The organism is Pusillimonas minor (assembly GCF_014237865.1).
Classification (GTDB): Bacteria; Pseudomonadota; Gammaproteobacteria; order Burkholderiales; family Burkholderiaceae_B; genus Neopusillimonas; species Neopusillimonas minor.
The window spans coordinates 68,262-89,446 of sequence record NZ_JACJUU010000009.1; the positions used below are offsets into that span (position 1 = coordinate 68,262).

Below are 21,185 nucleotides of genomic sequence, written 5' to 3' on the forward strand. Positions count from 1 at the left end.
AAAAAGATTCGGGTTATTACCCAGAAAAAATGCTGCAAATATACTTTGCAAAATTGTATAGACAAATTATGATAGAAAAAAAGGTGTGACAAAACACTTTTTTCATAACCTAGGAGAGAACATGAACCGCTATTCGCTTACCCGCAAGTTTTCCCTCGCGCTGGCTGTATGCGCCGCTTTCGGCACCACCTCGGCGCTGGCCGACATCAAAATTGGCATCAACGTACCGCTTACCGGCTTTGCTGCAGCCGACGGTAACTCTGCCCTTACCGGCGCACAACTGGCCGTTGAAAAAGCCAACGCAAGCGGCGGCATCAATGGCGAGAAAATCGATCTCATCGTTTACGACGACCAGGCGTCGCCCAAAGACGCTATTCCGGCCGCCACCAAACTGACTGAAAAAGACGAGGTGGTCGGCGCCGTGTCGGGTTCGTACTCTGCCTCAACGCGCGCGGCAGCCAGCGTCTTCCAGAACGCGAAGGTACCGTATGTCGTGGCCTACTCCATCGACCCAAGTGTTACCCGCACTGGCGACTACATGTTCCGTGTGTCCTCCATGGGTGAAGTCCAGGGCCGTGCCGGCGCAAAGCTGGTCGACAACCTGGGCAAAAAGCGCGTCGTTCTGGTCACGCTTAAGAACGACTTTGGCCAGGCACTGGCCAATGGCTTCAAAGACGCCGCCCAAAAATTTGACCTGAACATCGTCAACGAATACGAGTACGGCATTAAAGATCGCCAGTTTGGCCCGCTTATCGCCAAAGTAAAAAGCGATAACCCTGAAGTCATCTACGCGTCTGGCTACTTCTTCAACGCCGGCCCGCTGGTGTCCCAAATGCGTGCCGCCGGCATCACCGCCCCCATCATTGGGCAAGAAGGTTACGACAGCGACAAGTTCATCGAAATCGCCGGCCCTGCCGCCGAAGGCACGCTGGTCACTACATCGCTTGATCGCGAATCGGCATCACCCGTCACTCAGGCCTTCCTGAAAGACTTCCGTGCCAAAGCCGGTTTCGGGGCCGATATGGTGGCCGCCTCCACTTACAGCGCCATGTCCATTCTTATCGAAGGGCTGAAGAAAACCGGCGGCAAGGGCGGGGCCGAGCTGCGCGACGCCATCGCCAGTGGCTCTTACGAAATGCCTATCGGCAAGCTCGAATTCAACGACCTGCACGAAGTCAACAAAGACGTACAAGTCCAGACCATCAAAAACGGTTACTGGGCCCGTCATTCCGTCATTCACGACCCTGTCCTGCTGGCCGCGCCCACCAAAGACAGCAAGTAAGTCCCTTGGCCCCGCCTGCCCTGGCGGGGCCCCTTTTCATTTCCTGAATCTGGAGTCAACATGCTCTTTGTCGAGCTCGTTGCCCAAGGCCTGGTGCAAGGCAGTTTGTATGCACTTATTGCCCTGGGGCTGACGCTGGTCTACGGACTGCTGCGCATTCTGCACGTTGCCCACGCCGCCTTGTTTACATTGGGCGGCTACGTCAGTGTGCTGGTCTATAACAGCACCGGCAGCTTGCCGCTGGCTTTTGTGGCCGCCATGCTGCTGGCCGGCCTGGTCGGTGTCGCCATGTACCGCCTGTGCTACGAACCCATTCTTAAACAGCCGCCCTATGTAGCGCTAATTGCCTCCATCGGCTTGTACATCGCCTTCGAAGAAGGTTTCCGCATTTTGTTCGGCGCCATGGGGTTGTCGTATGCGGTTCAGCCCCTGCAAGAACATATCCCCTTGTTCGGCGGTTTGCAGTTTTCGCAGGCCGAGATCCTGGCCACACTGAGTACGATTGCCATTATTGCCGTACTCGGCTACCTGCAGCTTAAAACCCGCATCGGCATTGCCTGCCAGGCCACCGTCACCGACCCGCAAATGGCCGAATCGTTCGGCATCCGTCTGCGCACCGTACGCGACCTGAACTTCTTCGTCGGTTCGGCCTTGGCCGGCTTCGCGGGCGTCTGGATGGGCATGCTCAATAACCTGGTCGAACCCACCATGGGTAGCGTCCCCTCGTACAAAGGCCTGGCCATTATTGTGCTGGGCGGCATGGGTTCGGTGCGCGGCACACTGCTGGCCGCCCTGGTGCTTGGTGTTACCGAAGCCTTCGGCGCCATCTACCTCAGCCAGTTCGTCGACCGTGACGCCATTGCGTTCGCCTTCCTGATTCTGGTTCTCATGATCCGGCCCCAGGGGCTGTTTGCCAAGCGCTAAGGAGACAGACCATGGCTTACGAAATATCCCTTATCACGTCCATGGCCATCAGCGTTTTGTTTGCGCTGTCGCTTAACCTCATTACGGGCTTTTGCGGGCAAATCAGTCTGGGGCACTCAGCCTTTCTGGGCATCGGGGCGTACACCTCGGTCATGCTGTGCAATGCAGGCGTGCCTTTCTTGCTGACGCTGCCCGTCGCCATGTTGCTGGCAGGCGTGGTCGGTGCCATCGTCGGGCTGGCCAGCCTGCGTGTGCGACACGACTTCCTGGCCATTACCACCATGGGTGTCGTCTTTCTGTTTGTGGGCATCGTGCGCCAGCAAGACTGGCTGGGTGGCGAAATGGGCCTGTCAGGCTTCCCGTCGTCGGGCTTCAGCAAACCCGAATTCATGGTCTTTGCCGTCGTCCTGGCCGCGCTGGTTGCCGCCTTCTGCCTGTATATCAAAAAGTCCTGGATGGGCCGTGTGTTCAACGGTATTGCCGAAGACGAAGACACCATGCGCGTGCTCAGCATCGATGTCCCGCGCTACAAACTGGCCGCATTTGCCATGGGCACGGCGCTGGCCGGGTTGTCGGGCGGCTTGTATGCGCAGCACTTCAATTACATTGGCCCTGACAGTTTCGGGTTTATCGAATCGGTCACCGTGCTGTCCATGGTGGTGTTCGGCGGCATCGGCTCGGTACCTGGCGTTATTTTCGGTGCTGCGGTGTTGTCCGCCCTACCCGCCTGGTTCCAGGTCATTGGCGACTACAAATTGCTGGTCTACGGGGGGCTGTTGTTCCTGATGATGCGCTTCTCACCCAACGGCGTGGCAGGTATCGTTCGCGCAGTGTGGCGCCGGTTCAACAAGCCTGTGGCAGGGGGTACGGCATGACGCAAGACACACATTTGCTTGAAGTGTCCGGGGTCACCGTCCAGTTTGGTGGTCTGGTCGCCGTCGACAACGTGTCGTTCAATGTGCAACGCGGCGAACTGCTCGGCCTGATCGGGCCCAATGGCGCCGGCAAAACCACCGCCATGCGCAGTATTACCGGCGTGGTCAAGCCCGTTGCCGGCCGGGTTGTGCTCAATGGCAAAGACATCAGCAACCTGCCGGTTCATCAGCGCATCCGCAAAGGTCTGTCGCTATCGCAACAGCTGGTCCGGCCGTTTCGCGAAATATCCATTCTCGACAACGTTGCGCTGGCCGCCGGCAGCCGATACACACAATCCCCCCTTAAAGCCTTGCTGCATGTGTCGGCCCAGGCCGAGCGCACCCGTGCCCGCGACATGCTCGAGCGCGTAGGCATTGCGCACCTGGCCGATCAAATGCCGGGGATCCAGCCCTTAGGCGTGCTCAAGCGCATGGAAATGGCGCGTGCACTGGCGCTCGACCCCGAGCTCTTGCTGCTCGACGAGCCGCTGGCCGGGCTGAACTCAAAAGAAGCACAAACGCTGGCCGACACCATTGCCGACGTCAACCGGCAAGGCGTCACCATCATTCTCATCGAACACAACCTCAGCGAGGTCATGCGTATTTGCCAGCGTCTGGTCGTCCTTGATAATGGCCGAAAAATTGCCAGCGGTGCCCCGCGCGACGTCATGGCCCAGCCCAATGTACGAGCAGCCTACCTTGGGGCCGAAAGCACCGAAGCCAGCAACACCGCCACCGAAACCGGAGACGCCCATGCTTGATATCAAAGACCTCTCTTGTGGCTACGGCGCCTTCGAGGCTGTGCATGGCATCTCGTTGTCGCTGCGCCCCGGCACCATTACCGGCTTGCTGGGTGCAAACGGCGCCGGCAAATCATCAACCCTCATGTGCCTGGCTGGTCATGTTCAGCTTAATGGGGGCCGTATTGTCTTCAACGACGAAGACATCAGCCAATTGCCTGCCTACGAACGCGTCCGGCGCGGGTTGGCCATTTCGCCCGAGGGGCGGCGCTTGTTCAAAGACCTGAGCGTTGAAGACAACCTGCGGGTTGGCGGGCTGATCCGGCCCAAAACCGATTTCGCCGAAGACCGCGACTTCGTGCTGTCGCTGTTCCCACGTCTGGGCGAGCGGCTCACGTCGCTGGCCGGCAACCTGTCGGGTGGCGAACAGCAAATGCTGGCCATCGGGCGCGCGCTCATGACCCGGCCCAAAGTCATTCTCATCGACGAGCTCTCGCTGGGCCTGATGCCTAAAGTCATCGACCTTTGCTATCACGCGCTCGACGCCCTGAAGGGCAAAGGCATGGCGATTCTGCTGGTCGAACAAAACACTGACCGTGTCCTGAAAATTGCAGACGACATCTGCGTACTCGAATCTGGGCGTACGGTCTGGCAAGGCAGCGCCCAAGTCGCTGCCCAAGACCCCGACCTGGTCGCTGCTTATCTGGGCCTGCACTAACGCTAGGCCCAACACCACAACAACTGCTGTTATGCCTGTTTCTGAAGGAATGCCATCATGAACAACCCAAAAAACACCCCCCCCCTCGCCGATCCCCGCATTGACCCCAGTCGCGTCATCCGCGCCCCGCGCGGTAGCGAAAAAACCTGCAAAAGCTGGGTCACTGAAGCGGCCTATCGCATGATCCAGAACAACCTGGACGCCGAAGTGGCCGAAAACCCGACGCACCTGGTCGTGTACGGCGGCATCGGCCGCGCGGCCCGCAACTGGGAGTGCTATGACCAGATTCTGGCTTCGCTGCGCGACCTGGAAGACGATGAGTCGCTGCTTGTGCAATCAGGAAAACCAGTCGGCGTATTTAAAACCCACCCCGACGCACCGCGCGTGCTGATCGCCAACTCGAACCTGGTGCCCAAGTGGGCCACCTGGGAACACTTCAACGAACTCGACCGCAAAGGCCTGTTCATGTACGGCCAAATGACCGCCGGCAGCTGGATTTACATTGGCAGCCAAGGCATTGTTCAGGGCACGTACGAAACCTTTGTCGAGGCCGGGCGTCAGCACTTTAACGGCGACTGGGCCGGACGCTGGATTTTGACGGCGGGCCTGGGCGGCATGGGCGGCGCACAGCCGCTGGCAGCCACACTGGCCGGCGCGGTATCACTTAATATTGAATGCCAGCAGAGCAGTATCGACTTTCGTTTGCGCACGCGCTATGTCGACAAACAAGCCAAAGACCTCGACGATGCGCTGGCTCTAATCAAGCACCATACCGAACGCAAAGAAGCCATTTCTATCGCGCTGCTGGGCAACGCCGCCGAGATTCTGCCCGAGCTGGTCCGCCGGGCCAAAGCCGGGGGTATCCGCCCCGACCTGGTCACCGACCAGACGTCGGCCCACGACCTTATCAATGGCTACTTGCCCAAGGGTTGGTCGGTAGACCAATGGAAAGCCGCCCAGAAAGACGCTGCGCAGCACCCCGAACTGGTCAAGCAGGCCACGTTGTCATGCGCCGACCATGTTCAGGCGATGCTCGACTTTCATGCCATGGGCATCCCAACGGTTGACTACGGCAATAACATCCGGCAAGTCGCCTTCGACGCCGGCGTTAAAAACGCCTTCGACTTCCCCGGCTTCGTTCCGGCCTATATCCGCCCCCTGTTCTGCGATGGCAAAGGCCCCTTCCGCTGGGTGGCCTTGTCGGGCGACCCCGAAGACATCTACAAGACCGACGCCAAAATCAAAGAACTCTTCCCCGAAAACAAAGCGGTTGGCCGTTGGCTCGACATGGCAAAAGAACGCATCGCGTTCCAGGGGCTGCCCTCGCGCATTTGCTGGTTGGGCCTGGGCGAACGCAACCTGGCGGGTCTGGCCTTCAACGAAATGGTACGCAAGGGCGAGCTGAAAGCCCCGATTGTCATCGGTCGCGACCATCTGGACACCGGCTCGGTGGCCAGCCCCAACCGAGAAACCGAAAGCATGCGCGACGGTACCGACGCCGTTTCTGACTGGCCCCTGCTCAATGCCTTGCTGAACACTGCAGGTGGCGCGAGCTGGGTTTCGTTGCACCACGGGGGTGGCGTCGGCATGGGGTATTCGCAGCATGCCGGGATGGTCATTGTGGCCGACGGCTCCGACGCAGCAGAGAAACGCCTAGCCCGCGTGCTGATCAACGACTGCGGTTCGGGAGTCATGCGCCATGCCGACGCAGGCTACGAAGCGGCAATTGCATGCGCCAAAAAGCACGGCCTTAAGCTGCCCATGATCAAATAATGACGGCTGTTCGAGCATACAGACGACGCCCGGAGGCCAACGATGAACGTTCTTAACGTCCTTCAATTGGCCCCGGTACCCTGGCGTAACGGCCAGGGCCAAACGCGCGAAATCGAAACCTTCCCGTCAGGGGCGGGTTTCGACGATTTCATCTGGCGCATCAGTCTGGCCGACATCGGGCAGGCCGGTGACTTTTCGGCGTTTGACGGCGTCGATCGCATCATTACCCTGGTCAAGGGCTCGGGCGTTAACCTGAACTTTAACGACGGCGAACGGCATACCCTTGAATACGGTGTGCCTTACCCATTTGCAGGGGAACGGCCGCTGCATGCTACGCTGCAGAATGGGCCAGTACAAGACCTGAACCTGATGCTGCGCCGCGGGCTGGCCGCAGGGCGTGTTCAGGCCTGGTCGGCCACATCGGCATGGCCATGCACACCCGGTACGGCGTATCGGGTGCTGTGCCTTCAAGGGGCATGGCAGCTTCACGTCGAACGCGCCGGCGCGGCCCCCGAAACCGCAACACTGAGCGCATTCGACTATGTATCTGTGCCCGACCAGGCAACGCATGTGCATGCAACCCCCAAAACCCCCGACGGCCTGATACTGGTGGCCGACATACAGGCAAGCCCGCCACCCGGCACGCCCTGAATCACGCCCGCGCCCATCAACGCTAACTGCATACGAGACTTGACCTTATGAACGGTCTGTTCGCCAAAACTGCTTTGTTGCCCCAAGGTTGGGCCCGCAATGTCACCCTTGAATGGAATGCCGAGGGTCTGCTGACGGCCGTGTCACCCGACAGCACCCAGGCTCAGGCCCCATGGCCTGTGGTCGACGTGCTGCTGCCCGGCATGCCCAACCTTCATTCTCACGCCTTTCAGCGCGCCATGGCCGGGCTGACCGAGTACCGCTCTGCCTCGCAAGACAGCTTCTGGAGCTGGCGCACCCTGATGTATGCCTTTGCACAAAAGCTCGACCCAGATTTGCTCAAGGCGGTGGCCAGTCAGTTGTATATCGAAATGCTTCAAGCCGGCTACACGTCGGTTTGTGAGTTCCATTACATTCACCACGATATCGGCGGACTGCCCTACCGCGACCAAACGCTGCTGGCCCAATGCCTGGTAGAGGCCGCCGAAGCAACCGGCATGGGATTAACGCTACTGCCGGTCATGTATCAGTACGGGGGTTTTGGCAACGCGCAACCCTCAAGCGGCCAAGCCCGCTTTCTGAATTCGCCCGACTGGATGCTGAACACCTTGACCACACTGCAGCGCCTGCACCCGCAACATGCAGGGCTGCGATACGGGGTAGCGCCGCATTCGTTGCGCGCCGTGTCTCAAGCGTCTTTGCAACAGTTACTCGATGGTCTGGCCGATTTCAACCCCGAGGCGCCCATTCACATTCACATCGCCGAACAAACCAAGGAGGTCGATGACTGTATGGCGCACTACGGCCAGCGCCCGGTGCAATGGCTGCTCAATCACTTCAATGTCGACGCGCGCTGGTGCCTGGTACACGCTACCCACATGACAGATGCCGAAACAACGGCGGTCGCCCGCAGTGGCGCTGTGGTTGGCCTTTGCCCCTCGACCGAAGCCAACCTGGGCGATGGCATCTTTAATGGCATCACCTACAAAAACGAAAATGGTGTCTGGGGCATCGGCTCTGACAGCAACATCATGGTTGATGTCGCCGAAGAGCTGCGGTCTTACGAGTATTCGCAGCGGCTGCTGCACCGGCAACGCAATGTGCTGGCCGCTGGGGCCGATGGTTCGGTGGGGCACCATTTGTTTACCGAAGCCCTGAAAGGCGGCGCCCGCGCAGCGGCACGGCCGGTGGCCGGCCTGGTCGCCGGCCAGCGTGCCGACGCCATTGTGCTTGACGCCAGCCACCCCGACCTGGCCGGCAAACAGGGCAATGCCTTATTAGACAGCTTTGTGTTTGCGCGGCATGGCAACGGTCTGATTACCGATGTCATGACGGCAGGCCAATGGCGTGTTCGCCAGGGCACACACATGCAGCAGGCCGTCGTCGCCGATGGCTATCGCAAGGCGCTGTCGGTTTTACTGGCCGCTTAACGTCTTTTTATCTGGAATTCATCATGAGCAACACTGTCCCTGCCTTCAAATTTCATCAAGGCACCACACCCTTGCTGGTGTCCATGCCACACGTTGGCGTGCATATCCCCGACGACATCAAGGCCGGCATGACGCCCGAGGCGCTGCGCCTGCCAGACACCGACTGGCACCTTGAGCAGCTCTACGATTTTTTGGTCTCGCTGGGCGCCTCGGTGCTGGTGGCGACACATTCGCGTTATGTGGTCGACCTGAACCGCCCTAAAGACAACGAAAACCTGTACCCCGGTCAAGACACAACCGGCTTGTGCCCGGTCGACACCTTCCATCGCGACCCCATTTATATGAACAATGCAGTGCCCGATGCCGCCGAGATCCAGCGACGGGTCGCCGCCTACTGGACGCCCTATCACACCCAGCTGGCACAAACGCTCGACCAACTAAAAGCAACACACGGTGTTGCCTTGCTTTGGGATGCGCACTCGATTTGTTCTGTGGTACCACGATTCTTTGAAGGCAAATTACCCGACCTTAATATTGGTACGGCAAATGGCGCCTCTTGCGACCCCGGGCTTTTGGCGCAGGTTAAGGCCATCGCCGACAATTCGGGCTATACGGTAGCCGTCAACGGCCGTTTCAAGGGCGGCCACATTACCCGAAACTACGGCAGGCCCCAAGAGAACATCCACGCCATACAGCTTGAGCTTTCCGAAGCCACCTATATGCAAGAAACCTACCCTTATGCGTTCGATGAGCCCCTGGCTAACCAGGTCAGGCCCACATTAAACGCATTTTTGGCGCAGATGCTGGCCTGGGCAAAGCAGCAGGCCTAGTTTCGCACAGCCATCTTCGCTATCGCCCGCTTCGGGCGAAGCATGTCTTTAATACCTCACATATGCTCAAGCCCCACAAGAGGCCACGATGACACTTTCTGCTGACGATAAATGGGACGATCTATGGCTGAACGTCCACTTGGCAACGATGCAACCCGGCGCTGGGTACGGCGAAGTTCTTGATGCAGCCATCGCCGTCAAGCACGGGCGGATAGCCTGGTTAGGCAAGCGTTCTGATTTGCCGGCCGGGCATGCTGCGACCAGGCAGCACGATGGCAACGGGTGCTGGGTCACCCCTGGCCTGATCGATTGTCATACACATATTGTGTATGCCGGTAACCGCAGCGACGAGTTCGAAGCGCGCCTGAATGGCGTGCCGTACGAAGAAATTTCGCGTCGGGGCGGCGGTATTGTATCCACCGTCAAGGCCACGCGGGCCGCAAGCGAAGATGCATTGTTTGACGCAAGTTTGCCGCGTGTGAAAGCTTTATTGGCCGAGGGAGTCACAACGCTGGAGGTCAAATCGGGCTATGGGCTGGATACGGGCACAGAAGCCAAAATGCTGCGCGTGGCCCGCCGGCTGGGTGAGCAACTTGACGTGCGCGTGCGCACCACATTTCTGGGTGCGCATGCCGTCCCGCCAGAGTTCAAAACGCGTACTGACGAGTATTTGCAACTGGTGTGTCACGATATGCTCGATACGCTGGTCGAAGCCGGCCTGGTCGACGCCGTTGATGCGTTCTGCGAGAACATTGCATTTTCTCGTGAACAAACTGAGCAGGTTTTTTTGGCCGCGCAGCGGCATGGGTTGCCGGTCAAGCTGCATGCCGAGCAGCTCTCTGACCAAGACGGCGCATCGCTGGTGGCGGCGTTTCATGGGCTGTCGGCAGATCATCTTGAATGGCTCTCGCCAAAAGGGGTTCACGCCATGGCCCAGGCGGGCACGGTGGCCGTGCTACTGCCCGGGGCGTTTTATACGCTGCGCGAAACACGGCTTCCACCCGTCGAGGCGTTGCGGGCAGCCGGCGTGCCCATGGCGGTATCCACCGACTGCAACCCGGGCACGTCGCCGATGACATCGTTGTTATTGACGATGAATATGGCGTGTACGTTGTTCCGTTTGACGCCCCAAGAGGCATTGGCAGGCGTGACGTGTCATGCCGCGCGGGCATTGGGGCTGGCAGAGGAAACGGGCACGCTGTCGGTGGGGAAATCGGCAGATTTTGCGTTATGGCGCATTGATCGGCCGGGTGATCTGGCTTACGCGATTGGTTTTAATCCGTGCGCGGGGGTGGTGTTTCGGGGGACGCTGCGGGGGTAAACGTCGGTTTCGGCCTTTGGGCTATTCGGCGTTTTAACGTCGGGGGCTTGTTGTTTTAGCGCTTGCGTCGTGCGACACCCCATGCCGGAGCCCGCAGGCATCGCATGGCCCCTGCGGGGCTGCCCGCCGTCCAGGCCCTGCCCGTGGCGGGCGCGGAACTCACGAGATCGACCAGCTCCCGGCTGGTCGAAAACGACTCGCTCGAACAGCCGCGCCCTTGCCCCCACGGTCAAGACCTTTCCGCCGGCATGCTCAAAGCCTTTGGGCCCCGGCATGGGATATCGCACTGGGGGTCGGGCATATGGCGAATACTGCCAAAATTGACCCAGCCGACACGTGCCGAGTATGAAAAGGCCATTAGCAACGCAAAGGCCCAGGTCGAAACTGCGCTTCTGCACAAAGCCGCGGTGCAATAACAAGCCACCCTGCCCTACAAGGCCCGCACAATCGCCGCAACCCGGCCGGCTTATGGGGCCGATCTGGGCGGGGGCTTTGAGCGCGCCGTCGCGGGCGCAATGCGTAAGGAGGCAAGGTCGCGACTGTCTGAGCGGAACGTTTTCGACCAGCCGGGGGCTGGTCGATCCCGCGAGTTTCGCGACCGCCTTACGCATTGTGACCGTGGCGAGCAGCCCCGAAGGGGCCGCGCGATGCCCCCGCCCAGACCGGCCCCAAAACCGGCAGCGCGACAGCAAAGCCAAGGCCCACCCCAAGCCTGCCGCACTTATGGCAAGCCACAAAGCCGGCAGCACAACGGCAAGCGCGACAGCTTCTCGCCAACGCCATCAATCAGCCGCAAACACCACCAACGGATCCCCCGCGTTGACCGTCCGCCCCGACGCGCACACGACCCTGTCGACGCGTCCTGCCGAGGGGGCCGTAACATGCACCTCCATTTTCATGGCCTCGACAATCAGCAGCGTCTCGCCCTCGGCGACCCGCTGCCCCGCGGTAACCTGAACCTTCCAGATATTGCCCGACAGATCGGCCTCGATCAGCGACTGCCCCTTGGCCAGGCTGACGGTTGAATCCAGCACAGCCGGCGTCTCCTGCACGGCGACATCATCCACTTTCCAACGGGCAACTTCCGAGGCGAACGCCTGCATCTGACGCTGTTTGAACTGCGCAATGCTGTCGGCATTGTCGTCCAGAAACTGCTGATATACCGCGTAATCGAAGACCTCTTCTTCGATCTGCACCACCGCCCTGCCTTCACGAAAATCTTCGCGAAACCGGGTTAATTCGGCTTCTGACACCGGGTAAAAACGCACCTGGTCGAAGAAGCGCAGCAACCAAGGTTTGCCCGCATGAAACACCGGGTTCTTCAAGAACTTGTTCCAGATCGGCACGGTACGCCCCACCAACTGATAACCACCGGGCGAATCCATGCCGTAAATGCACATGTACACCCCGCCAATGCCCACAGTGCCTTCGGCGGTATACGTACGGGCCGGGTTGTACTTTGAGGTCAGCAAGCGATGACGCGGGTCTAAGGGCACAGCGCACGGCGCCCCCAGGTACACATCGCCCAGGCCCATGACAAGGTAGCTGGTATCGAAGAAAGTTTTCTGTACCTCATCGCGATGCGCCAGACCATTGATGCGCTGAATGAAGTCAACATTGTTGGGTAGCCAAGGCGCGTCAGACTTCACCGTTTCCCGGTAGCGCTGCACAGCGTCAAGCGTTGCCGTGTCTTCCCAGGCAACCGGCAAATGCACAACCCGCGTCGGTACGCGCACCGTTTTCACGTCTGGCAAACGCGCCTCAATCGCCAGCAGCCGGTCGACCAGATCGGATTGGCGAATTTTCAGGCTGTCGTAGCGCACCTGCAATGAGCGCACCCCGGGCGACAACTCGAACACGCCCGCTATCGGGTGCTGCGCCAGATGCTGCATCAGCAAATGAATGCGCAGGCGCAAGGCGATTTCAAGTACGTTATCGCCATACTCCAGCAGCAAATAACTGTCGCCCGCCTGCCGGTAAGTAATACGTGGATGATGCCCCTGTGGCGATAACTGGGCCACAATAGTCGACGCCAGGGCTGCGGGCTGCGCCACCGGCACACTGGCAATACCTTCCGGGGGTGCACACAATGTTGCAATAGCCTCTTCCTGGCGCAACTGCAGCAGCACCGCCTGGTCGTACGTTAACGGGTGAAACCGAATCAAATCGCCTGGTTTGACCTGGCCGACTTTCCACAGCTCGGCCTTTGCAATGGTGACCGGGCACACAAAGCCGCCCAGGCTCGGTCCATCTTTGGTCAGAATAATCGGCGTATCGCCCGAAAAATTAATACTGCCAATAGCGTATTCGCAATCGTGCACGTTTGACGGGTGCAAGCCCGCCTCGCCGCCATCAGTACGGGCCCAGGTGGGTTTGGGGCCAATCAGGCGAATCCCCAGACGATTCGAGTTGTAATGCACCTGCCAATCGGTGGAAAAGAACATCTCGATGGCGGCCGGGTCAAGAAAGTCGGGCGCGCCATGAGGGCCATACAACACGCCGATATTCCATCGACTGCCATATGTAGGCACCAGCGGCGTATCGAGTCGTGACGGCGCGGCAACCGGCGCCGGTGTGGTGCACGCGGGTAAGCCAGGCTGGGATACCGCCAGCATGTCGCCGCCGCGCAGTACCCTGCCGGCATGCCCGCCAAACTGCCCCAGGGCAAATGTCGACCGGCTCCCCAGGTACTCGGGCACATCGATGCCGTTACGTACGGCCAGGTATGTCCGGCAACCCGACAACACCTTGCCAAACTTCAAGACCTGCCCGGCTTTAATATCGAAGGCGCTCCACATCGGGCATTCGTCACCGTCGAGCGTGACGGCCATTGCCGCACCCGTCAGGGCAACAACCGCATCGGTATGAAAACGCAACGTCGGCCCGGTCAAGGTGGCCTCAAGCCCCGCCGCTTTGTCATGGTTACCGACCAGCCGGTTGGCTACCCTGAAGGCGAAATCGTCCATCGGGCCGGACGGCGGTACGCCAATATCCCAAAACCCTTCACGCCCGGGGTAATCCTGGACGCTGGTGGCCGTGCCCGCCGCGACCACTTCAATCACAGGTGGCCGGTACTCGAAACCACCCAAAAACTGAGTGCTAACTTGACCCTGGGCAAACGCCGTCGCCCCTGCAATTTGACGCAGATAGTCTAGGTTAGTGGCAATGCCGTGAATACGGGTTTTCGCCAGCGCAGCCTGCAAACGGGCAAGCGCTGCTGCACGATCATCACCCCAGACGATCAGCTTGGCCAGCATAGGGTCGTAGAACGACGTCACTTCGGTGCCCGTCTCCACCCAGCCGTCAACACGGACCTCTTCCGGGAAGTAAACGTCGGTTAGCGTGCCGGGTGAAGGCTGAAATTGCTTGAGTGGATCTTCTGCATACAGCCGCACTTCAATCGCCGCGCCCCTTGGCCCGCGCGACAACGCAGTCCAATCAAGCGAATCGCCCGCCGCAACACGCAACATGCACTCGACTAAATCCAGGCCGGTTACGGCCTCGGTCACCGGGTGCTCAACCTGAAGACGCGTATTGACCTCAAGAAAATAAAAAGCATCGCGCGCAGCATCGTAAATAAACTCTACAGTGCCGGCACTACGATAATTTACCGACCGGCCCAACATGACGGCCGCATCAAGCAACGCCTGGCGCGTGGCGGCAGGCAGGCACGGCGCGGGCGTTTCTTCGATCAGCTTCTGGTTGCGGCGCTGTATTGAGCAATCACGCTCACCCAAGGCCACAACGCGCCCGTTGCCGTCGCCAAAAATCTGCACTTCCACGTGTCGCGCCTGGTCAACAAAACGCTCCAGGAACACGCCGCCATCGCGGAAAAATGTTTCGCCTAACCGTTGCACACTGTCGTAAGCTTTGCCCAGCGCATCGGCCGTGTCGCAACGCGTCAACCCGATGCCGCCGCCCCCCGCTGTCGTCTTGAGCATGACCGGATAGCCAATGTCTTGCGCAGCCGCAAGCGCCTCTTCAAGACTGCCCAGCAAGCTGGTGCCTGGCGTCATGGGCACCCCGGCCGCCTGCGCCAGTTCGCGCGCCCGGTGCTTAAGCCCGAACGCCTCGATTTGCGCCGGGGTCGGGCCTATAAAGACCAGGTCGTTGTCAACGCAAGCCTGACAAAACGCCATGCTTTCGGACAGGAAGCCATAGCCCGGAAACACCGCCTGGGCACCGGTTTGCCGGCAAGCGGCAATGATTTTTGCAATGTTCAGGTAGGTATCGACGGGCCGGTCGCCCTCCAGTGCGATGGCCTCGTCGGCCAACCGGACGTGACTGGTGTTGCGGTCGGCGTCGGCGTAAACCGCCACGCTCTTGATGCCCAGCCGTTTGAGCGTCCGGATGGCCCTGACTGCGATTTCGCCACGGTTGGCGACAAGTACGGTATGAAACATGATGAGCCTCCGCTACTTCGCGTGTTTAACGTAACTGCGCCAACCGCCATGGGCAGTGATGTCCAGTGCATCATCAAACCCCGAAGGCTCGCATATGAAGCCCTTGACGCGACGACCGTCGGCCAGCATGACATTGCCAATACCCAGCGGCGCGGGCACTTCGGCAGTAAATTCACCAAAAGCCTGGGGGGTCATTGCCCACAGTTCCAGCGCAATTTTGGCGCCCGAGCCCGGCACATGCTTCAAGCCCGGCTTGGGCGGGGTCGTGCCCGACAACGCATACAGCCGGTAATCGGCGGTCGTATGCGTTTCCTCGACAAATCGCGCGCCCCGCGACGTCAACTGATGATTCAAAGGCATGCCACGTAAATGCGCCCCCACAACAGCAACCATCACCTCATGGCCGCGATTGGACACATAATCAGGCGACGCTGCTGGCGGCCACTCGCCTTGCCATACGCCGGGCGCACCCGGCGAAGTCGTGTTCGCGGCTTGCCAGCGCACACCAAAATCCACCAGCGACGCGTCGTGCCACGCAGGTGCAATCAACGTAATACCTGCGGGCAAGCCATCGCTACGCAGCCCACCCGGCAGGGCAAGCGCACACAAGTCGGCCAGGTTCGTGAAGTTGGTGTAGGTGCCCAGTGTCGAGTTCAAAGCAACGGGCTGTTGCAAGACTTGCGCGATGGTATAGATAGAAGGCGTTGAAGGCACCACCAGTGCGTCTGCCGTTGCCAGTACCTGTTGAATCTGGCGCGCCAGTGCAGCGCGACGATATTCGGCACGAAAGGCATCAGCCGCGCTATAACGGTCAGCCTGCTCGATAATGCCTCGCACAACCGGATGAACGGCCTCGGGTTGTTCGGTCATCAGGCGTTCGATCGCCACGTGCCGCTCGGCAACCCATGGGCCGGCATACAACAGCTGAGCCAGCTCGCTGAACGGCGTGAAGTCGATTTCAACCAGGGTCGCCCCCATGTTTTCCAGCTGCTTCAGGTTTGTCTCGAAATGCGACTGGGCTCGGTTGTCGCCGTCAAACCTGGGGTTCGCCGGCACCGCCAATACAGGTTTGCACGAAAAATGAGCGGGCGCGCTCGTGGGCCGGGTGCGGCTAAACGGATCGGCCGCATCGTAACCACTGAAAAGCGAGACCACGGCCGACGCATCTTCAACCGTAAGTGCAAAGGCCGTAATGCAATCCAGCGTTCGGCAAGCCGGCACCAACCCGCGATTACTGACCCACCCTCGGGTAGGCTTAAGACCCACAATATTATTGAATGCAGCGGGCACGCGGCCCGAGCCGGCGGTGTCGGTACCCAATGCAAAAGGCACCAGCCCCCGAGCCACCACACTGGCCGAACCCGAACTGGACCCACCACTGATATAGGCCGGATCGAACGTGTTGGGCACGGCCCCCCACGGCGAACGTGTACCCACCAGACCGGTGGCAAACTGGTCAAGATTGGTTTTGCCCACAAGAACGGCACCGGCACTGCGCAACAGCGCCACCACATGCGCATCGTCGCGGGCGGTGTAGGCAAATGCGGGGCAAGCCGCCGTAGTCGTCCAACCCCCGGCATCAATATTGTCTTTTACCGCAAAGGGCACGCCGTATAACGGCAAGGCCGACATATCGCCGTTCACATCCGCTAAACGACGCGCCAACGCGTCAAGCTGACCGGCCAGTTGATCCGCACTGGCCACTGAGATCCACGCGGGATCATTGTCAGACAAACTGTTCAACAATTCAGAAAGCAAGTCGGACGGCAACGCGCCAGACTGCTGATAGGCCGATTGCCACTGGTCGATCGTCCATCCTTTTGTTATCAATGACCTGGAAGTTTCGAGCAGCATGATCCGACACCTGGTTTTTGTGGAAACAGGTGTTATCAAGCAAGATACATGCCACTAATTATTAAAGCGCGTTAATTAGCACGTGAAGCCGTGTCACCCCGCAGTGCGCGATCGTCGCACCACAACGATCTGTGTGTCGGCTGGGGTTATCGCACCATATAGGTGCAGCCCTTCTGCCCGGCACCTGCCGACAGAGCGTAGCAGACAGATCCAGGTGAGGCGCGAAAAAAAGCCGGGCCTAAGCCCGGCACACAGCACGTCACGGCATAGCATCGCACCACAGACGCTACCGCATTGCGGCCGACAATTGCGCAACCAGTTGCGCGTGCAATACCGGATCGCCTGCGGCGACAACCGGCCCGCCGTGCTGCGCATCACCGCCGTCCCAGGCCGTCATGATGCCACCGGCGCCTTCAATAATGGGGATCAGCGCCTGCACGTCGTAGGCTTGCAGACCCGCCTCGATGACAGCATCGACATGGCCGGACGCCAACATGCAATAGGCATAGCAATCACCACCATAACGTAACAACTGAACCTGTTCGGCCACGGCATTAAAGGCCGCCAACTGCTGCTCGTTATCGAAAATTTGCGGGGAGGTGCACATCAGGCGCGCCGACGCAATGCCGGCGCATGCCCGGGTTTTAAGCACCTGGCCATTGCACCAGGCGCCCGCCGGCGTACCCACAAAACGCTCGCCGGTGTAAGGCTGGTTCATGACACCCAGAAAAGGACGCTGGCCGTCGTTCAGCGCAATCAGCGTGCCCCACAAGGGCATGCCGGTAATAAAGGCGCGCGTACCGTCGATAGGGTCAAGCACCCAGGTCAGCCCACTGCTACCCGCCGCCACATTGTCTTCCTCTTCGCCCACAATCCCGTGTTCCGGGTAGTGCTCAAGAATCAGTTCTCGCATCACGCGTTCGGCCGCCTTGTCGGCCTCGGTCACCGGGTCGAACAGCTTGCCGCCTTTGTCTTGCACCGGCAGCGGCGCGCGGAAATAAGGCATGATCGCCTTGGCAGCCGCATCGGCCAGCGTTTCGGCAAATTGCCGGTACTCGTTGAGTTGGTCAGCGCTAAAAGACATAGTAGAAAAATAAAAAAACAAGAAGGCTGCCGTAAAACGGCTGCAACAAAATCGCGCGTGTTAATCCAGCATCACCAGTTGTTCGTCGCGACTAAAAAAGCGGTTGCGGTACCACAAGGTCACCAAAATGGCGGTAATGGCTGTTGCCGACGTTAGCATGAACATCACCACCAATTGGTAGTTAACGGCCTGGGTCGGGTCGGCGCCCGCCAGAATCTGCCCCGTCATCATACCGGGCAACGACACAATGCCCACCACAGCCAATGCATTGATGGTCGGGATCATTGCCGCCTGCATGGCCTGCCGCACAACAATAGCCGATGCCTGCGCCGGGCTGGCGCCCAAAGCCAGGCAGGCTTCAATTTCGTCGCGCCGCGACTGGAACTCCGAACGCAAGCGCTCTGCCGCCAAGGCCGCACCGTTCATGGCATTACCCACAATCATGCCAAATATGGGAATAAGGTAGCGGGGGTCGTACCAGGGCGTAATATGCACAACCAGCACATCGACATAAGCCATGGTCAGGCCAGAGCCAATCAAGATGGCACCGCCACAAAGCCACCGCAATCTGGCGCGCGACCCAACGGCTTCCAGCCGGCCCGTGGCCGAAAAAGTAGCGGCCACCACCATAACAAGCAATACGGCCAGTACCAAATACCAGCGTTCGGTCGAAAACAGCCAGACCAGAATCTGGCCAATCAGCAGCAACTGGACCGCAGCCCGAATGGCCCCAATGATAAGACTCTTGCCCAACCCCAGGCGTTGCCACCACGACAACCCGATGGCCACAAAAATCAGTGGCAAAGCCATGGCCAGATTGATCCAGTCCAGATCTATCGCGCGCTCAATCGACATCGCGCCCCCCTGCTGTTTTATGCGAAACCACACGGCCGGCATCGAACGTGACCACGTTGGCCTGCAACGCCTCGGTTTCATCCAGGCGATGTGTCGACATAATGATGGTCATCCCGGCATCGGACAATTTCTTGAGGGTATTGATCAAGCGCGCGCCGGAATCGGGATCAAGCGCCGAAGTGGGTTCGTCGAGCAGCAAAACGGCGGGATCAGTCATAAGCGTGCGGGCCAACGCCACGCGCTGCTTTTCGCCGCCCGACAACTGGTCAGCTGGACGCTCAAGGTACTCGCCCGATAACTCAGCCAGTTCGAGCGCACGCTGCATACGCTCTTGATCTTCGTGGACCGGCTTGCCCTTGGAAAACCTTACCGCCGCAGTCAGGTTGTCGTGCACTGTGCCGTCGAACATGGCCGGCGTCTGAAACGCAAACCCTACCTGCGTACGCAAACGACGCACCGGGTAGTCTTCAATGGGCTTGCCATTGAAAAGTATGCGGCCGTCAACAGGGGTTTCAAGCCGGTTCAGCAAACGTAAAAACGATGTCTTGCCGCTACCGCTGGGGCCTACCAGGCACACCGGCCGCCCACGCGCCAGGCACAGGTTGATGTCATGCAACACCTCACGCCCCTGTCGGGCATGCGTCACGCCCGACAGTTCGAACACGTTATCTGTCATCGAGCTTAAGGCGCTGGGTTGGGATAAAGTTCGTGAACCACCTCGATGCCTTGCAAGACCTCGTCGTCGAGCTTGACCTCGGCGCTGGCGATATTCTCGCGAAGCTGCTCGAGTGACGTCGCGCCAACCAGATTGCTGGTGACGAAAGGCTGACGATTGACGAAGGCCAGTGCCATGGATGCCGGCGTCAACCCATGCTTTTGGGCCAGTGCCACATACGCCGAGGTAGCGGCCACCGCTTGCGGCCGTGTGTAACGCGTAAAACGCTCGAACAAGGTAATACGGGCACCCGCCGGCCGGGCCCCGCCTTCGTATTTGCCCGATAACCACCCAAACGCCAGCGGCGAATACGCCAGCAAGCCTACCCCATCACGATGCGTAAATTCGGACAAGCCCACTTCGTAGGTGCGGTTCAGCAGGTTGTACGGGTTCTGGATGGACACAATACGTTCAAGCCCCAGCTCGCGCGCCGCCGCCAAGAACCGCGACACACCCCAAGGGGTCTCGTTTGACACACCGATATGCCGGATTTTTCCCGCTTTCACCAGGTCGGACAGTGCCAGCAAGGTCTCCTCGATGGACACGGTATAGGGCTCATCTTCGTACGGGTAAGCGGTACGGCCAAAGGTTGTGGTGCTGCGATCGGGCCAATGCAACTGATATAAATCGACATAGTCGGTGCCCAGGCGCTGCAAACTGCCCTCAAGGGCTTCTACCAGATTGGCTTTGTCGAACTGGTTGGCCGTACCCCGAATATGGCTGGGGCGACCCGCCTGACGCGACGGGCCGGCAATTTTTGTGGCCAATACAATTTTGTCGCGCAAACCGGTTTTCTTTAGCCAAGAGCCCACAAACCGTTCACTTGAGCCATAGGTTTCGGGCTTGGGCGGTACCGGGTACATCTCGGCCACATCGACCAGGTTCACACCCTGGGCGTAGGCATAATCCAGTTGCTCGTGCGCCTGCGCTTCGGTGTTCTGCTCCCCGAACGTCATGGTACCCAGACCAATCAGGCTGACTTGAATATCGGTATGACCCAGCTTGCGATACTGCATTGTTGCTCCTTCGTGCTGAAATGACTTGGAACATTGTATCTGCTGAAGACGACACGACCGAACCGGGCACAAAAAAAGCCGGGCCACCCCGGCGCCTTGCGGCAAAGCGGGGTGGCCCGGCTTTTTAAGCCAGGTAGCCGATGCGGGCCAGGTGCTAATTTAAATCACCTGCCTCCGGCTACCCCGCTCGGGTTTATTGCTCCAGCAACGAGCGCAGCATCCAGGCAGTTTGCTCGTGCACGGTAATACGCTGGGTTAACAAGTCGGCTGTGGGCTCGTCACTGGCTTTATCGACCAAGGGGTACAACGCGCGCGCGGTTTTAGCCGTGGCCTCGTGTCCCTTGGCCAAAATGGCGACCATTTCGAGCGCTTTGGGCGGCTTGACCGGGGCATCAGGCAATGAGCTGAGCTTGGCGAATTCGGCATAAGAACCCGGTGCCGGGAAGCCCAACGAACGAATACGCTCGGCAATGGGGTCGACTGCATTCCAGAGCTCGGTGTACTGCTGCATGAACATATCGTGCAGACTGTTGAACATGGGGCCGGTCACGTTCCAGTGGAAGTTGTGCGTCGTCAGGTAAAGCGTGTAGGTGTCGGCCAGCAAATTGCCCAACCCTTTGGTAATGGCTTTACGATCTTTTTCAGAGATGCCGATATCGATCTTCATGGTAAGTA

17 protein-coding genes are annotated in these 21,185 nt (G+C 59.5%); 10 read left to right on the plus strand and 7 right to left on the minus strand.

All coding sequences use genetic code 11. From position 1 onward, the window contains the following. Positions 1-121: 121 nt before the first annotated feature. The 10 genes from GTU67_RS11525 to hutI all read left to right on the plus strand — a co-directional run bounded on the left by GTU67_RS11525 (position 122) and on the right by hutI (position 10,583). Entirely contained in the window at positions 122-1,282 is a 1,161-nt protein-coding gene (locus GTU67_RS11525) for an ABC transporter substrate-binding protein (protein WP_185780212.1), read from the plus strand. 60 nt (positions 1,283-1,342) lie between these two features. After that, positions 1,343-2,206: a branched-chain amino acid ABC transporter permease gene (locus GTU67_RS11530; protein WP_185780213.1), complete on the plus strand. Its 864-nt coding sequence runs from the start codon at positions 1,343-1,345 to the stop codon at positions 2,204-2,206. Between the two features lie 11 nt (positions 2,207-2,217). Further along, the gene (locus GTU67_RS11535; RefSeq protein ID WP_249417690.1) at positions 2,218-3,081 is read left to right on the plus strand and encodes a branched-chain amino acid ABC transporter permease; all 864 of its coding nucleotides are present in this window, start codon (positions 2,218-2,220) and stop codon (positions 3,079-3,081) included. After that, positions 3,078-3,881, plus strand: a complete 804-nt coding sequence (locus GTU67_RS11540; protein ID WP_185780214.1) for an ABC transporter ATP-binding protein — start codon at positions 3,078-3,080, stop codon at positions 3,879-3,881. Before GTU67_RS11535 ends, GTU67_RS11540 begins: the two co-directional genes overlap by 4 nt. Continuing rightward, the gene (locus tag GTU67_RS11545; RefSeq protein WP_185780215.1) at positions 3,874-4,578 is read left to right on the plus strand and encodes an ABC transporter ATP-binding protein; all 705 of its coding nucleotides are present in this window, start codon (positions 3,874-3,876) and stop codon (positions 4,576-4,578) included. Before GTU67_RS11540 ends, GTU67_RS11545 begins: the two co-directional genes overlap by 8 nt. Positions 4,579-4,635: 57 nt before the next feature. Continuing rightward, entirely contained in the window at positions 4,636-6,351 is a 1,716-nt protein-coding gene (gene hutU, locus GTU67_RS11550; protein WP_185780216.1) for a urocanate hydratase, read from the plus strand. Positions 6,352-6,393: 42 nt separating this feature from the next. Next, positions 6,394-7,002 carry a HutD/Ves family protein gene (locus GTU67_RS11555; protein ID WP_185780217.1) on the plus strand — a complete coding sequence of 203 codons (609 nt, stop codon included), beginning with the start codon at positions 6,394-6,396 and terminating at the stop codon, positions 7,000-7,002. A gap of 47 nt (positions 7,003-7,049) precedes the next feature. Continuing rightward, a complete protein-coding gene (locus GTU67_RS11560) occupies positions 7,050-8,432 on the plus strand; it encodes a formimidoylglutamate deiminase (protein ID WP_185780218.1) in 1,383 nt (460 codons plus the stop codon). Positions 8,433-8,455: 23 nt separating this feature from the next. After that, entirely contained in the window at positions 8,456-9,262 is an 807-nt protein-coding gene (gene hutG / locus GTU67_RS11565) for an N-formylglutamate deformylase (RefSeq protein WP_185780219.1), read from the plus strand. A gap of 88 nt (positions 9,263-9,350) precedes the next feature. Next, positions 9,351-10,583: an imidazolonepropionase gene (hutI, locus tag GTU67_RS11570; protein ID WP_185780220.1), complete on the plus strand. Its 1,233-nt coding sequence runs from the start codon at positions 9,351-9,353 to the stop codon at positions 10,581-10,583. A gap of 782 nt (positions 10,584-11,365) precedes the next feature. On the opposite strand, the gene uca is transcribed toward hutI, so the two are convergent. The 7 genes from uca to GTU67_RS11605 form a co-directional block, all read right to left on the minus strand. Then, the gene (gene uca, locus GTU67_RS11575; RefSeq protein WP_185780221.1) at positions 11,366-14,986 is read right to left on the minus strand and encodes an urea carboxylase; all 3,621 of its coding nucleotides are present in this window, start codon (positions 14,984-14,986) and stop codon (positions 11,366-11,368) included. Between the two features lie 12 nt (positions 14,987-14,998). Continuing rightward, positions 14,999-16,840 (minus strand): allophanate hydrolase, encoded by a 1,842-nt coding sequence (gene atzF / locus GTU67_RS11580; RefSeq protein ID WP_185780222.1) that lies wholly within the window; start codon positions 16,838-16,840, stop codon positions 14,999-15,001. Between the two features lie 286 nt (positions 16,841-17,126). Then, positions 17,127-17,924, minus strand: coding sequence for a histidinol-phosphatase (gene hisN / locus GTU67_RS11585; RefSeq protein WP_185780223.1), 798 nt, complete (start codon positions 17,922-17,924; stop codon positions 17,127-17,129). Between the two features lie 60 nt (positions 17,925-17,984). Continuing rightward, positions 17,985-18,779 carry an ABC transporter permease gene (locus GTU67_RS11590; protein ID WP_185780224.1) on the minus strand — a complete coding sequence of 265 codons (795 nt, stop codon included), beginning with the start codon at positions 18,777-18,779 and terminating at the stop codon, positions 17,985-17,987. Further along, complete coding sequence (locus tag GTU67_RS11595) at positions 18,769-19,455, minus strand: ABC transporter ATP-binding protein (protein ID WP_185780225.1); 687 nt, start codon at positions 19,453-19,455, stop codon at positions 18,769-18,771. Before GTU67_RS11595 ends, GTU67_RS11590 begins: the two co-directional genes overlap by 11 nt. A gap of 5 nt (positions 19,456-19,460) precedes the next feature. After that, positions 19,461-20,510, minus strand: a complete 1,050-nt coding sequence (locus tag GTU67_RS11600; protein ID WP_185780226.1) for an NADP(H)-dependent aldo-keto reductase — start codon at positions 20,508-20,510, stop codon at positions 19,461-19,463. Between the two features lie 193 nt (positions 20,511-20,703). Further along, positions 20,704-21,177: a Dps family protein gene (locus tag GTU67_RS11605; RefSeq protein ID WP_185780227.1), complete on the minus strand. Its 474-nt coding sequence runs from the start codon at positions 21,175-21,177 to the stop codon at positions 20,704-20,706. Between the last annotated feature and the right edge of the window lie 8 nt (positions 21,178-21,185).